Source organism: Methylomonas sp. EFPC3, assembly GCF_029643245.1.
GTDB lineage: Bacteria > Pseudomonadota > Gammaproteobacteria > Methylococcales > Methylomonadaceae > Methylomonas > Methylomonas koyamae_B.
This window is the reverse complement of record NZ_CP116398.1, coordinates 3399508-3413926: the sequence shown is the minus strand read 5'-3', so window position 1 is coordinate 3413926 and position 14419 is coordinate 3399508. Positions and strand designations below refer to the sequence as shown.

Sequence of the window (14419 nt, the reverse complement as noted above, 5' to 3'; positions counted from 1 at the left end):
TTCCGGCCTTTTGCCTGGGCTTATGCGAGCCGGTGCAAGCTCGCCGGCAACCCGCCTTTCGGCCGCAGGCTCACCATTAATTCGATCTCCGCCTCGCCCGGATCGAGCAATTCGATATCGTAATGGCGCACGATCAGGCTCAACAGCAACTGGCTCTCCAGCAATGCGAAATGATTGCCGATACAAATCCGTTCGCCGGCGCCGAACGGCATAAAAGCAAAGCGGTGGCTACGGTTGCCGAGAAAGCGCTCCGGATCGAAGCGCTCAGGGTCGTCCCAGAATTGCGGATGGTGGTGCAGGTTGAAAATATTGAACAACGCCAAGCTCCCGGCGGCGAGCCGGTAACCTTCGAATTCGACATCTTGTGCGACCTTACGCATGATGATGCCGACCGGCGGCCGCAGCCGCAGCGATTCGTGCAGGACCGCCTTGCAGTATTCCAGGTTTTGCAGGTCGGCAAACTGCCAATCTTCCTCGGCCGGCAAAGCCTGCAACTCCCGCCGCAAACGGCCGAGCGCTTCCGGATGCCGGGCCAACAAGTACAAGGTCCAACTCAGTAAATTCGAGGTGGTCTCGTGGCCGGCGCTGAAAATGGTCAACACTTCGTCGCGCAGTTGGCGGTCGCTCATACCGGCCCCGCTATCCTCGTCGCGCGCCTGCAACAACATGCCCAGCAAATCCTGGCCGGCGGGCGCCGGATGGGCGCGGCGCTGTTCGATGATGCCGTAAACCACGCCGTCCAACGTCGCCATGGCCCGGTTGAAAGCGCGGTTACGCGGCGTCGGCACCGATGGCGGCAAGGATAACGGATTCAGCAGCGACGCGGCGGCGTGGCGCAATGCCGTGTCCAGCTCCGGAGCGATAGCCTCGATCCGATCCAGCACGCTGGTGCCGAACATGGTTTGGGTGATGACTTCCAGCGTCAGTCGCATCATTTCGTCGCACAGATTGACCTGGACCCCATCACCCAAGCCTTGCCAGCGCAGCAGCATCTCCCGGCCGGCGGCGACGATTTGCGGCTGCAATGCGCTCAGGTTGCCGCGCTGAAACACCGGCTGCATCAACCGCCGCTGATTGCGCCGCAATTCGCCGCGACTGGTGACCAAGCCCTGGCCGAGCACCAACTCCAGGCCTTTGGGCTTTTGCGGGTCGTACATTTTGACGAACTTGCCGGCCTGACGGACCAAGGCCTGTTCCGCCATGCTCGGATGGCTGAACATATAGAATTGCCGGGTTAGTACTCGAAAACCGACCGCATCGCCGTAGTCGCGCCACCAGGCGGATAAAGTCCGAAACGGATCGGCGGCGAGCGGTCGCAAATTGCCGATCAGAAAATCGGCTTTGGCTTGCGGTATGGATTTGGCGTTGGGCATCTAAATTCGCGAACGGGTCCGGTAGCCGCCCTTGCCATGGGGCAGGTCGGGCGGCAAACCGCGCCACTGTAACGGCTTACCCCGCCGTTACACAAGCCGTTCGGGCCGGACGCCGGCTTACAGCGCCAATGGCACGATGCCGGCGGTGGCGATAGCCAAGCCCAGTAGCAGCGCCGCCAGCGATTGGCGGCCCAGCCGGGTGGCGCCGGCCAGCAGCGTTTGCAACTCCCGGTTGGCGACCGCTTCGGCCCGGTCGTACAGGTCGAATACGCCGTTCAGTGTCTGCGTGGCGTTGGCGAAAAAGCCGGCCGGGTCGATTTCGGGGCGTTCGGTCGCCAGCAATTGCTGCTCGATATCGCCGACCAAACTGCCGATGCGCTGCTGCACCTCGCCGAAGCTGCGCCGAAATTCAGCACCCGCCATCGCCGACGGCGTTCGAGCGATGCCGGACTCGAGGCGATCTGCGGCATTACGGATGCGGGTCAGCAAGTAGCCCAGTTTGATGCGTTCGGTGCTGAGGCTGCGGCCGGCGGCGGCAATGCCGGTACCGATCGCCCGGGTTTGGCCGATCGCTTCGGCAGTGTCCGGCAACAAATGCCAAACAATCTCGACGAATCCGAACGGGCAGGCGCTATCGCAGTGCAATTGGCTGCGTTCGGCGATGTCGCGTATCAAATCCAGTACGGCCGAGATCAATTGGCAGTGATTGTCGAAGCTTTGCTCGCGGGTGCCGTGCAGTACGGTCGGGCTCAATGCGCGCCAGCGGGATTGAATCGACTCGAATCCGGCACGATGGGCCGGCAAGGCCTGCAAGCTGGCGGCGATTTGTTCGGCTTCGCGGTCGATTTCGGCCTGCAATGCCGAAATTTTATATTTGAAACTGGCATCGCCGTTCAGATAGCCGCTGACCATACCGCGGTGCTGTTGTATTTTGCCGAGTAATTGCTTTAGTTGGCGGTTGATGGCGATGCTGGTTTGTTGGCCGGCCAAGTGAGCGAGTCGGCTTCGGTTGCGGCAATGCCAGATCGCGGCAAACACCGAGCCGGCCGAGCCGGCGGCCGCGCATAATAAAATTAAGGTATTGGCCATCGGAATATGTGCGGTGCGGGTTAATGGGCTGCGACTTGCGCCAGTTTCGACAGGTGGCGGGCGATCGCCGCCGATTCCTGGGCGGCTTTGCTGTTTTCTTCGACATGCTGGGCGATGCTTTCCACGTTGCGACCGATCTCCAGACTGACTTGGCTTTGCTGTTCGGTGCTGGTGGCGATCATCGACACGTTGTCCAAGGCGCTGTCGGCATATTCCTTGATCCCGGCCAGCACGCGCTCCACGCTGTAAGCCTTGTCTATACCCTGCTCGGTGCGTTGCTGCGTGGCGTCGATCGAACGCACGGCGCGATCGATTTGCTCGCGCACCGCTTGGGTGGTGCCGGTGATCTCCTCGGCCGACAGCCTGACCCGTTGCGCCAACGTCCGCACTTCGTCGGCCACGACGGCAAAACCGCGGCCGTATTCGCCGGCCCGCGCCGCTTCGATCGCCGCGTTCAACGCCAGTAGATTGGTCTGTTCGGAAATGGCCTTGATCATCTCCGAGATTTGCGAGACCTGCTGGGAATGCTGTTCCAGGTTGCGCATCAAACCGGCCAGCTCCTCTATTTCCAGGAACAGTTGCTTGATATCGGCAATAAAACTATCGATCGAATGCTGGCCTTGCAGCGACAGTTGTTGCGTGGTCGAGGAAATCTTTTCGGTTTCCCGGCATTGGCCGGCCACGCCCAGGATGCTGGCCGACATTTGCTCGATGGCCGCCGCCATCATCGTCGTGCTCTTCCGCTGCAGGTCGAGTTGGTCGGCAACCTGGCCGGAGCCTTGGTGCAACTGGTCGGCGGCGTAGGTCACTTCCTGGATCGACGCCTGCACCTTGTTCATCCGCCGGCCCAGTTCGCGTACCGTATCGTTAAAGCCAACGCCCAGTTCAGCCAACTCGTCGCGGCCGACGACCTGCAAGCGCACGTCGAAATCGCCGTTCGCAAGTTGGCGCTGTGCAGCAAGCAGACTTTGCAGCCCGTTACGCAATCCGGCGTAGAGGGCGTACAGCGCGATCATCCAGGGCAATTGGCCGGCAGTCGCCGCCAGCCACAGCTCCGGCGACAGGCCGGGGTAGCCGTTGGCGACCACGGCCGCACTAAGCATTGCCGGCAGCGCGATCAGGCCGGACAGGAACAGGAATTGATGGTGAAGCCGATAGTTGCCGAGAACGGCGGAAAGCAACGAAGCGGGCATGGGGTACTCGTCGAAAGTGGAGACTGGCTTTGTGTGCAGCAAATTTCTCGCCAGCCTTATCGACTCGAAAATACCGTTGGTCAGCGTCCGGCACCGCACCGGTTTGGACCGTTTGCCCGCCGTGCTGACCCGCTATGCACCATTTGGAGTCGCGGGACCGAAACGGCCGGCCCCGCTGGACGGTCAATCCGGAACCGGCGCCTGGGCCCCGGCGGTTTTGCCGCCGAAACAACGCCGCCACAGTAGCAGCGCGCATTGCTTACCGTCGTCCAGATAAGTAAACGCCACCGGAATCACCAACAAACTGAGCAAGGTCGAGGTGATCAGGCCGCCGATCACCGCAATTGCCATCGGGCTGCGGAACGAGGCATCGGCATCGCCGGTACCGAGTGCGATCGGCAGCATCCCGGCGCCCATCGCGATGGTGGTCATCACAATCGGCCGGGCCCGTTTGCGGCAGGCATCCAGCAACGCATCGGCGCGACTCATGCCATGATCGCGGCGGGCGACGATGGCATATTCGACCAGCAGAATCGAGTTTTTGGTGGCGATGCCCATCAACATCACCAAACCGATCAACGAGGGCATCGAGAAGGCCTTGCCGGTCAACAGCAAGGCGACGAAACCGCCGCCGAACGATAATGGCAGCGCGGCCAGGATCGTGATCGGCTGGATGAAATCCTTGAACAGCAGGATCAGCACCACCAGGATGCAGAGCAAGCCGGTCAGCATCGCCAAACCGAAACTGGAAAACAGCTCTTCCATCATCTCGGCGTCGCCGATGCTGATGCGTTTGACGCCGGCCGGCAGATTGCGGATGCTGGGCAGATTGGCGACCGCGGCGGTGACTTCGCCGAGCGGCTGGCCGGACAGTTCGATCTCGAAATTGACGTTGCGCGAACGGTCGTAACGGTCGATCACGGCCGGGCCGCTGGACAGTTCCAGTTTCGCCACCTGGCCGACCAAGACCGTACCGCTACCGCTTTTTGCCGACGGCACCGCCAGCCGTTCCAGCACCGCCAGATCGCGGCGGCCTTCGGCGGCCAGCTTCACCACCATCGGCACTTGGCGCTGGGCCAGATTCAGCTTGGACAGCGACCAGTCGTAATCGCCGACCGTGGCGATGCGCAAGGTTTCGGCCAATGCGGCGGTGGTGACGCCCAGGTCGGCGGCGCGGGCGAAATCCGGCCTTACGGCAATTTCCGGCCGGACCAGCGCAGCGCTGGAGGCAATGCTGCCCAGGCCCGGAATCGTCCGCAGATCGCGCTCGACGGCGCGGGCTGCGCTATACAGGGCTTGCGGATCGTCGCCGCTTAACACCAGCACGTATTTCTCGCCGGACGCCCCCAAGCCGACTTTGGTACGCACCCCGGGTAATTTTTCCAAGGCTTGCCGAATCTGTTGTTCGATAACCTGTTTTCGGACCGGTCGGTCGCGGCGGCTGGCCAAGGTAATGGTCAACGTGGCTTTACGCACTTCGCCGGCACCCTGATCGCCGGCCATCGGATCGCTACCGGCCGAGCCGGCGCCTATCGTGGTATAGACCGTCTTCACGTATTGAATGTCGGCCACCAGAAGCCGGGCGGCTTCCGCCAAGGCTTGGGTCTGGTTCAAGCTGGCCCCCGGCGGCAATTCGACGAACACCTGGGTTTGCGGATTATCGTCGGCTGGAATGAAACCGGTCGGCAATAAGGGAATCAGCATCAGCGAGCCGACGAAAAACGCCGCCGCACCGCTGATCGTCAGCAGGCGATGCCTCAGGCACCAGGCGGCAGCACGCATGTACCAGCGCATCAACGGTCCTTCGGCTATTTCCTGGTGGCCGGTGCCTTTCAACAGATAGGCGGACATCATCGGTGTCAGCATCCGCGCCACCACCAGCGAGGCCATCACCGCCAACGCCGCCGTCCAACCGAATTGTTTGAAAAAGCGGCCGGCAACGCCGCTCATGAACGCGGTCGGCAAAAACACCGCGACCAGGGCAAAGGTGGTGGCGACCACGGCCAGACCGATTTCGTCGGCGGCTTCCATTGCTGCCTGGTACGGCGTCTTGCCCATCCGCAAATGGCGGACGATGTTTTCCACTTCAACGATAGCGTCGTCGACCAGGATGCCTATCACCAGCGACAAGGCCAGCAAGGTGATCACGTTCAACGAAAACCCGAACAGGTCCATACCGATGAAGGCAGGCACCACCGACAAGGGCAAGGCTACCGCCGAGATGAAGGTAGCGCGCCAGTCGCGCAGAAACAGCCAGACCACCAGCACCGCCAGCAAACTGCCTTCGTAGAGCATGGCCATTGAGCCTTCAAATTCTTCCGCAACCGGATCGACGAAATTGAAAGCCTCGCTGAATTCGATGTCCGGATTCGCGGCCAAAAGCTCGTCTAACGCTTTTTTAACGCCGGCGCCGACCTCGACTTCACCGGCGCCGCGGCTGCGGGTGACCTCGAAACCCACCACCGGCTTCCCGTCCAGAAACGCCGCAGCCCGGCGTTCGGCCACCGAGTCTTCGACCGTGGCGACCTGATCCAGACGGATATGACGACCGTCCGGCAACGCCAATTGCAGCGGCCGCATCTCATCCACCGAGAGCACGTTGGCCAAGGTGCGCACCGGCTGCTCGCCGCTGCCCAGATCGGTACGGCCGCCGGCGCTTTCGCGCTGCATTTCGCGCAACTGGCGGGAAATGTCGGCCGCAGTCGCACCCAAAGCCTGCAATTTGACCGGATCGAGCGCAATCGTCACTTCCCGGCTGACGCCGCCGACCCGCGTCACGGCGCCAACGCCGTTTACAGCCAGTAAGCGCTTGGCGACGGTGTCTTCGACGAACCAGGACAAGGCTTCGTCGTCGCGCTGGTCGGAGCGCACGGTAAACGCCAGAATCGGCGAGCCGGCCAGATCGAGTTTATTGACGATAGGATCGCGCAGATCGCTGGGCAAATCGGTGCGCACCTTGGTCACGGCGGAACGCACATCCTCCACCGCCTCCTGCACCGGCTTTTCCAGGCGAAATTGGGCGGTGATGGTCGCACTGCCGTCCTGGACTTTGGTCATGATGTGCTTCAAACCCTGCAAGGTGGCAATGGCGTTTTCGATTTTGCGCGCCACCTCGGTTTCCAGTTGCGCCGGCGAGGCTCCGGGCAGCTTTGCCGTGACCGTAACCGTGGGTAAATCCAGATCCGGAAAATTCTGAATCTTCATGGTTTTGAAGCTGTGCACGCCGCCGAACGACAGCAGCACGAACAGCATCAGCGCCGGGATCGGGTTGCGGATGCACCAAGCCGATACGTTCATGGCGCCACCACTCTGACGCTGTCGCCGTCGGCCAGGAAGGATGCGCCTCTGGCCACCAGGCGATCGCCGGGGTTCAGGCCTGCCAGCACTTCCAGTTTATCTCCGGCGCGGCGGCCCAATTGGACTTTGACCTGCTCGACCTTGGCCCGCTCGCCGCTCTGCTCGGTCAGGCGGAACACGTAACTGAAACCTTCGCGCAGCGATAGTGCGTCTTGCGGTACGGTCAGGCCGGCGCTGGAACCGAGATGAAATTCGCCGCGACCGAACATGCCGGCCCGCAAACCGCTTTGCGCCGCGTTAGGCAGATCGACGTAAACCAGGCCGTTACGGCTTTGTTCGTCCAAAGTTGGTGCCAGGAAACGCACACTTCCCCGGATGCTGCCGACATTCGGCACTTCGACCGTCACCGCGACGCCGGGCCGCAGTTGCGTCATTTCGGCAGCAGTGACTTCACCCCGCCATTCCAACCGGTTCTGCCGGATCAGTTTGAATAACTCCTGGCCTTTGGCCGCGACGGCGCCCAATGTCGCGCTGCGTGACGAGATTACGCCATCGTCGCTGGCCAGAACCTTGGTGTACTTCAAGCGCAGTAATTGCACCTCCAGTTGCGCCTTGGCCGATTGCAGTTTGGCTTCGGCGGTTTTGGCGCCGGTCAAGTATTGGTCGACCTGCTGGGCGCTCAACGCACCTTTCTCCAGCACTTTGCGCGCGCGTTCGGCATTGGCCCGCGCTTCCGCCAGATTGGCTTCGGCTTCGGCAACGATGCCGCGGCTTTGCGCAATGTCGGCCAACACGCTTTCGTCGGCAAAGGTTGCCAACACCTGGCCTTTCTTCACGGTTTCCCCGACTTGCACGTTAACGGCGTTGAGCCGCAAGTCGCCGATTTCGGCACCGATCACCGCTTCCTGCCACGCCGCGATCGAACCGTTGGCGGTCAGGGCAATCGGCATGTCCACCATTTGCGGCTGCACCGTGGTGACGCTAAGCGCCGGGTTGGCGGCCGGTAATGCGGCGGGCGCAGGTTCCTTAGCGCTGCCAACCGCCAGACCGAGCCCGATCATCGACAGCAAGGCAACGACCAATGCAATGATTTTTCCGTGGGTCATGGTTTTCCTCCAGTGAAATAGATCTGATTTAATGCGAATGCCAAACCTGGGCTACAACGGGCAGCCGACGCCGTGCCGCCTCCCCGGCAACCATAGCCGTCGCGTAGCCGGCCAAACGTTCCGCCAGGATGTCGACTGCGTCGGGCGTATTCAACAACGGCGGCGAAACCGCGGCGATGACGTCTTGCCCGACATAAAAATGCACGGCCATGCCGGTGATCGAGAACGCCAGCCGATGCAAATCGTCGTCGATTTCAGCCAGGCCAAAATGGGCTTGCAACAACGCCACCAAGCCATCGTGCTGCGGCTTGATCTCCGCATCGATCTCTTGCTGCCAAGCCCCGGTCGGCTCGATCATCTCCCGAAAATGCAGCTTCATCACCAGCCCGAGCTCTTCGCCTTTTTTGAGGGGCTCCAGAAATTCGCTGAAGAAGCGGTAAAACACTTCGGGCAACGGCAAATCGGCATATTCGGCTATGTTCGCACCGCACGGGGATTCACCCATCGGCTCGGTGAACGCGGCGCGGTACAAGCCGGCTTTGTCGCCGAAGTAATAGCGGATCGCGGAAATGTTGACGCCTGCCGCCTCGCAGATCTCGCGGGTGGAGGCGCCTTCGTAACCTTTTTCGGCAAACAGGCGCAGTGCAGCGCTGACCAGTCTGCTGCGGGAATCATGAGTATCGGTGTCGTAGGGGGTGGTTTTAGTCATGCCGCCGAATATCCAAGCAAGAAATCAATCGATTGATTTAGAAAATATCAATCAATCGATTGATTGTCAACGCGAGCCCACCATATGCCTTGAAACCAGCGAACATCCCGCATCCAAATAGCCGCGCTACGGGTTCTACCTCGCCAAGTCCGCGGCCAACAGCCGCGGCTTGCCAAAATTCAGTTGCGGTAATAAAAGCATCACCGCCGCCTGGCAAACGCATCCGCTTGGGAGGACCGCCGGTAACGCAAAAAATCCGGCGTCAACCCAGTCTGTCCGGTTACAGGTATGCCAGTACCAGCCCGGCAAATACGGCCAGACCAAACCAGTTGTTGTTCAAAAACGCTTTGAAACAATTGGGTTTGTCGAAATGGAAGATCAGCGTTTGCTGGTAAACCGCAAAACCGGTCGCGGCCAATAAACCGGCGTAATAGGGCCAGGCCAATTGCTGTCGCGTGCCGATCCAGACTAACAAGCCCAGTATGACGACTTGCAGACCGCCGGTGATTTCCCGCACCCGGCTGCCGAATAAAATTGCCGTGGATTTAACGCCGATTTTCAAGTCGTCGTCGATATCAACCATCGCATACATCGTGTCGTACACCAGCGCCCACAGCAAAACCGCCAGATATAAAACCCAGCCCACCAACGGGATGCTGTTGGTTTGGGCGGCAAACGCCATCGGTACCGCAAAACCGAATGCCGCGCCCAGATAGGCTTGCGGCAAATGGGTATAGCGTTTCATGAACGGATAGCTGGCCGCCAGAAAAGCGCCGACGAAGGACAGCGCTATAGTGTACCAGTTCATTAATAACACCAGGCCGAACGCGGTCAGGCACAGTGCTGCAAATACCAGCAAGGCTTCTTTGGGCGTGACGCGGCCGGCGGCGATCGGCCGTTGCTTGCAGCGGTCGACATGCGGGTCGAAATCGCGGTCGGCATAATCGTTGATGACGCAGCCGGCCGCGCGCATCAAAACCACGCCGGCAACGAATACCGTCAACACCAGTCCGTCAGGCCTGCCGTTGCCGGCAATCCATAACGCCCATAAGGTAGGCCACAGCAAAATGAAAATGCCTATGGGTTTGTCGAAGCGGGCGAGAAGCCAGTATTGGCGAAGGCGCTCGGTAATTTTATTCATCGCTGGGCACGGGTTGGGAAGTTACAAGGGCGATTGCGGGCCATGGCCGGGCATTCTAATCCAAAACCGGCGGTTTTAACCGAGTTGTCGACTAGTCTAACCGCAGCCGAATTCACTCTGGATTTTGCGGCGGCCCGCCCGTCGCCAGCAAGCTTTGTCGGGTATCGGCGGCCCGGCGCCCTTCCGCCCTGCGTAGCGATTTCGGATATAATCGGGGCATTTTTACCAAACGAGTGGCTCTCAACGTGTCGACTAGCAAAAACGATGTCTCAACTTTTCAGGGCCTGATTCTGACTTTGCAGGAATACTGGTCGAATCAGGGGTGTGTGTTGTTGCAGCCTTTGGACCAGGAAGTCGGCGCCGGCACCTTCCATCCGGCCACGTTTTTGCGCGCGATCGGTCCGGAACCGTGGAACTCGGCATACGTGCAGCCTTCGCGTCGGCCGACCGACGGCCGCTATGGCGAAAATCCGAACCGCTTGCAGCACTACTACCAATTCCAGGTGATCATGAAGCCGTCGCCGGACAACATCCAGGAGCTTTACCTGGGATCGTTGCGCCATTTGGGGCTGGATCTGTTGGAACACGACATCCGCTTCGTCGAGGACAACTGGGAGTCGCCGACCCTGGGCGCCTGGGGCTTGGGCTGGGAAGTGTGGTTGAACGGTATGGAAGTGACGCAATTTACCTATTTCCAACAAGTCGGCGGTTTGGAATGCCGGCCGGTAACCGGCGAGATTACTTATGGTCTGGAACGGATCGCGATGTATCTGCAAGGCGTCGAGTCCGTATTCGATCTGGTCTGGACTCAGGGCCCGCAGGGCGTGGTCACTTACGGCGACGTATTTCACCAGAACGAGGTGGAAATGTCGGAGTTCAACTTCGATCTGGCCAACGTCGATTTCCTGTTCAACTGCTTCGACACCTACGAACGCGAATGCCTGATGTTGTTGGAAAAAAATCTGCCGCTGCCGGCCTATGAAATGGTGTTGAAAGCCTCGCATTCGTTTAACCTGCTCGACGCCCGCCACGCCATTTCCGTGACCGAGCGCCAACGCTATATCCTCAGGGTCCGCAATATGGCCAAATCGGTCGCCGAAGCTTATTACAACCGCCGGGAAGCGCTGGGCTTTCCGATTCTGGCCAGACAAGGAGCGTAATCATGACTGCGACCAATCATTTTCTATTCGAATTGGGCTGCGAGGAATTACCGCCGAAGTCTCTGAAACGCCTGAGCCAGGCCTTGCTGGACAACATCCTGGCCGGTCTGCAGGATGCCGGGTTGAGTTACGACTTGGCCCGCGCCTATGCCACTCCGCGCCGACTCGCGGTATTGATCGACGATCTGCAAACCTTTCAGGCCGACAAGGTGGTCGAGAAACGCGGCCCGGCCCTGCAAGCGGCTTACGGGCCGGACGGCGCGCCCAGCAAGGCGGCCTTGGGCTTCGCGGCCAGTTGCGGCGCCAGTTTCGAGCAATTGGAAAAACTGGAGACCGACAAAGGCTCCTGGCTGATCTTCAAGCAGGCCGTAAAAGGTCAGGCCACCGCCGAATTATTACCGGACATCATCCGCAAGGCCTTGGCCAATCTGCCGATCGCCAAGCGCATGCGCTGGGGCAGTTTCGACGCCGAATTCGCCCGACCGGTACATTGGGCGGTGCTATTGTTCGGCAGCGAAATCATCGTTACCGACATCCTCGGCCGCACTACCGGCCGGATCACCCGCGGCCACCGCTTTCACTCGCCGCAGGATTTGAGCATTCACGATCCGCACGAGTATCTGGAGGTTTTAAGACTGCAGGGCAAGGTGCTGGCCGATTTCGAGGAACGGATGGCGGTGATTCGCGATGCGGCGAACCAAGCGGCGGAAAAAGTCGGCGGCGTCGCCCATATCGAGGCGGACCTGCTGGAAGAGGTTGCTGCGCTGAACGAATGGCCGGTGCCGGTGGTGGGCAATTTCGATTCCCGTTTTCTAGAATTGCCGCAGGAGGTATTGATCACGACGATGCAGGCCAACCAGAAATACTTCCCGGTGAAGAATGCGCAAGGCGGTTTGCTGCCGCATTTCATTACCTTCGCCAATATCGAAAGCTCGCGGCCGGATTCGATTCGGGCCGGCAACGAGCGGGTGGTACTGCCGCGCTTGGTCGATGCCGAATTTTTCTGGAAGCAGGATAGAAAACAGTCGCTGGCCGAACGGGTGGAAAGCCTGAAAACCATCGTATTCCAGAAAGACCTGGGCACCTTGTTCGACAAAACCGAACGTGTCGCCAATCTGGCCGGCCTGATTGCTGAACAACTCGGCGCCGACACGGGCTTGGCCAAGCGCGCAGCCCTACTGGCGAAAACCGATCTGATAACTAATATGGTCGGCGAGTTCGCCAATCTGCAAGGCACGATGGGGCGCTATTATGCCGCGGCCGACGGCGAAGATTTGGCGGTGGCCCACGCGCTGGAAGAACAGTATTTCCCGAAACAATCCGGTGGCGAAATTCCGCAGGCGCCGATCAGCATTGCGCTGGCGTTGGCGGAAAAAATCGACACGCTGGCCGGTATTTTCAGCGTTGGCCTGATTCCGACCGGCGATAAGGATCCGTATGCCTTACGCCGTGCCGCGATAGGTATCTTGCGGATACTGGTCGAAAACGGTTTGGCCTTGGACGTTGCGGAATTGCTGGATGCGGCGCTGACGCAATTCAGCCACGCTTTCGACAAGGCCGAAATCCGGCAGAAATTGGTCGGCTTTGTTTTCGACCGCCTGAAAGGCTATTGCCTGGACCAGGGCTTTTCCAGCGACGAATTCGAGGCAGTATTGGCGGTTAATCCGACCCGGCCGTTCGATTTTTGGCAACGCATCCGCGCCGTACAGAATTTCCGCGCTCTGCCCGAAGCGGAAAGTTTGGCGGCAGCCAACAAACGGATCAGCAATATCCTGAAAAAGTCCGAGCAAGCGCCGGCCGAGCAGATCGGGACATTAGTCGAAGCGGCGGAGAAAAACCTGCTTATCGCCGCCGAACAGTCGGAGGCCGATATCGGGCCGTTATTGGCGGAACAAAATTATGCGCTGGCGCTAAGCCGCCTGGCGCAGCTGCGCGACAGCGTCGACGCTTTTTTCGACGACGTGATGGTCAATACCGACGATCCGGCACTGCGTAACAGCCGCTTGGCGCTGCTGGCCAAATTGTCCAACCAATTCTTGCGAATCGCCGACATTTCCAAGCTGCAAGCGTGAGCGGGCGTTACGTGATACTGGATCGGGACGGCACCATCAACGTCGATTCCGACGAGTTCATCAAATCCGCCGCTGAATGGCTGCCCTTACCGGGTAGCCTGGAAGCCATAGCCATGCTGAACCGCCATGGCTTTCACGTAGCGGTGATCAGCAACCAGTCCGGCATTGCCCGAGGCTTGTTCGATTTGGCAACGCTGGACGCAATCCACGCCAAAATGTTGCAACTGACCCGTGCTGCCGGCGGCGAAATCGAGGCAATCTATTACTGCCCGCACGGCCCCGGCGACATATGCGATTGCCGCAAACCCAAAGCCGGCTTGTTTCGCCGATTGGCGCAAGACAAACAAATCGATTTATGCGCTACTTTTGCCGTCGGCGATGCGTTGCGCGACATACAGGCCGCCCAAGCAGCCGGCGCCAGACCGGTGTTGGTCAAGACCGGTAAAGGCATGCAAACCCTTAACGACAATCCACAACTAGACGTTCCCGTTTTCGACAATCTTTATGACGCAGCGACATACATCGTCTCCGAAAGCCGACTTTAGAGTTTATCTGGGCTCTACCCTGCTATTCATTTACATCGTGATCTCGACGCTGATCGTCGGGGTGGCGATCCTGGGCGGGTTTTTCCTGCCGTTTCATTTGCGCTACAAATTCGCCGACATCTGGATAGACTGCCTGCTTCATATGTTAAAGCTGTGCTGCGGCCTGAGCTACGAGGTGGAGGGCCGGGAGCACATCCCGCAAGACCGGGCGGCGATCGTGCTGAGCAAACACCAATCGGCCTGGGAGACGGTGGCGTTGAGACAGTTTATTCGGCCGCAAACCGCGGTTTTAAAGAAATCCCTGCTACAGATTCCGTTCGGCGGCTGGGCTTTGGCGACATTGAAGCCAATCGCCATCGACCGGCAAAATCAGAAAGAAGCGCTGAAAATGTTGATCGATCAAGGTATCGAACGCTTACAGGAGGGCTTGTTCGTCGTGGTGTTTCCGGAAGGCACCAGGGTCGCGCCAGGCGCGCACAAAAAATTTAATGCCGGCGGCGCTATGCTGGCCCAGAAATCCGGCTTCCCGGTGATTCCTTTGGCGCACAACGCCGGCGAATTTTGGCCGCGCAACAGCTTTTTAAAGTATCCCGGCGTAATTAAGGTAAAAATCGGCCCGCCAATAACTACGGTCAATAAGAAATCGAAAGATATCAATGCTGAAGCCGAAGCCTGGATTTCTCAGGCCATGGCAGAAATCGAAGCGGAAAAAACCAAGGTTTAGTAACCGTTTG

11 protein-coding genes are annotated in these 14419 nt (G+C 59.6%); 4 read left to right on the top strand and 7 right to left on the bottom strand.

Going from position 1 to position 14419, the window contains the following annotated elements:
- Window positions 1–20 precede the first annotated feature (20 nt).
- From PL263_RS15270 to ubiA, 7 genes are all read right to left on the bottom strand, one after another.
- On the bottom strand, window positions 21–1373 hold the full coding sequence (locus tag PL263_RS15270; protein WP_278210137.1) for a cytochrome P450: 1353 nt from the start codon (window positions 1371–1373) through the stop codon (window positions 21–23).
- A 117-nt stretch (window positions 1374–1490) separates the two neighbouring features.
- Window positions 1491–2462, bottom strand: coding sequence for a nitrate- and nitrite sensing domain-containing protein (locus PL263_RS15265; protein WP_278210136.1), 972 nt, complete (start codon window positions 2460–2462; stop codon window positions 1491–1493).
- Between the two features lie 20 nt (window positions 2463–2482).
- On the bottom strand, window positions 2483–3655 hold the full coding sequence (locus tag PL263_RS15260; protein ID WP_278210135.1) for a methyl-accepting chemotaxis protein: 1173 nt from the start codon (window positions 3653–3655) through the stop codon (window positions 2483–2485).
- Window positions 3656–3838: 183 nt separating this feature from the next.
- Window positions 3839–6952, bottom strand: a complete 3114-nt coding sequence (locus PL263_RS15255) for an efflux RND transporter permease subunit (protein ID WP_278210134.1) — start codon at window positions 6950–6952, stop codon at window positions 3839–3841.
- On the bottom strand, window positions 6949–8058 hold the full coding sequence (locus tag PL263_RS15250) for an efflux RND transporter periplasmic adaptor subunit (protein WP_278210133.1): 1110 nt from the start codon (window positions 8056–8058) through the stop codon (window positions 6949–6951). The genes PL263_RS15255 and PL263_RS15250 overlap by 4 nt, the downstream gene beginning before the upstream one ends.
- Window positions 8059–8086: 28 nt before the next feature.
- Window positions 8087–8767, bottom strand: a complete 681-nt coding sequence (locus PL263_RS15245; RefSeq protein ID WP_278210132.1) for a CerR family C-terminal domain-containing protein — start codon at window positions 8765–8767, stop codon at window positions 8087–8089.
- Window positions 8768–9047: 280 nt separating this feature from the next.
- Window positions 9048–9908 (bottom strand): 4-hydroxybenzoate octaprenyltransferase, encoded by an 861-nt coding sequence (gene ubiA / locus PL263_RS15240; RefSeq protein WP_278210131.1) that lies wholly within the window; start codon window positions 9906–9908, stop codon window positions 9048–9050.
- A 245-nt stretch (window positions 9909–10153) separates the two neighbouring features.
- On the opposite strand from ubiA, the gene glyQ reads away from it, so the two are divergent.
- Genes glyQ through PL263_RS15220 form a run of 4 tightly spaced genes read left to right on the top strand, consistent with a single transcriptional unit; the run spans window position 10154 to window position 14409 of the window.
- The gene (glyQ, locus tag PL263_RS15235; protein ID WP_064023322.1) at window positions 10154–11068 is read left to right on the top strand and encodes a glycine--tRNA ligase subunit alpha; all 915 of its coding nucleotides are present in this window, start codon (window positions 10154–10156) and stop codon (window positions 11066–11068) included.
- A 2-nt stretch (window positions 11069–11070) separates the two neighbouring features.
- Window positions 11071–13140, top strand: a complete 2070-nt coding sequence (gene glyS, locus PL263_RS15230) for a glycine--tRNA ligase subunit beta (protein ID WP_278210130.1) — start codon at window positions 11071–11073, stop codon at window positions 13138–13140.
- Window positions 13137–13685: a D-glycero-beta-D-manno-heptose 1,7-bisphosphate 7-phosphatase gene (gene gmhB / locus PL263_RS15225; protein ID WP_278210129.1), complete on the top strand. Its 549-nt coding sequence runs from the start codon at window positions 13137–13139 to the stop codon at window positions 13683–13685. The genes glyS and gmhB overlap by 4 nt, the downstream gene beginning before the upstream one ends.
- Window positions 13645–14409: a lysophospholipid acyltransferase family protein gene (locus PL263_RS15220; RefSeq protein ID WP_278210128.1), complete on the top strand. Its 765-nt coding sequence runs from the start codon at window positions 13645–13647 to the stop codon at window positions 14407–14409. Before gmhB ends, PL263_RS15220 begins: the two co-directional genes overlap by 41 nt.
- Window positions 14410–14419: the final 10 nt, after the last annotated feature.

What these genes read in the sequence shown, in the direction of transcription:
- PL263_RS15260 (WP_278210135.1), bottom strand. Translation starts at nt 3,655, where the DNA reads ATGCCCGCTTCGTTGCTTTCCGCCGTTCTCGGCAACTATCGGCTTCAC.
- PL263_RS15245 (WP_278210132.1), bottom strand. Translation starts at nt 8,767, where the DNA reads ATGACTAAAACCACCCCCTACGACACCGATACTCATGATTCCCGCAGC.
- PL263_RS15265 (WP_278210136.1), bottom strand. Translation starts at nt 2,462, where the DNA reads ATGGCCAATACCTTAATTTTATTATGCGCGGCCGCCGGCTCGGCCGGC.
- PL263_RS15250 (WP_278210133.1), bottom strand. Translation starts at nt 8,058, where the DNA reads ATGACCCACGGAAAAATCATTGCATTGGTCGTTGCCTTGCTGTCGATG.
- glyS (WP_278210130.1), top strand. Translation starts at nt 11,071, where the DNA reads ATGACTGCGACCAATCATTTTCTATTCGAATTGGGCTGCGAGGAATTA.
- ubiA (WP_278210131.1), bottom strand. Translation starts at nt 9,908, where the DNA reads ATGAATAAAATTACCGAGCGCCTTCGCCAATACTGGCTTCTCGCCCGC.
- PL263_RS15270 (WP_278210137.1), bottom strand. Translation starts at nt 1,373, where the DNA reads ATGCCCAACGCCAAATCCATACCGCAAGCCAAAGCCGATTTTCTGATC.
- PL263_RS15255 (WP_278210134.1), bottom strand. Translation starts at nt 6,952, where the DNA reads ATGAACGTATCGGCTTGGTGCATCCGCAACCCGATCCCGGCGCTGATG.
- PL263_RS15220 (WP_278210128.1), top strand. Translation starts at nt 13,645, where the DNA reads ATGACGCAGCGACATACATCGTCTCCGAAAGCCGACTTTAGAGTTTAT.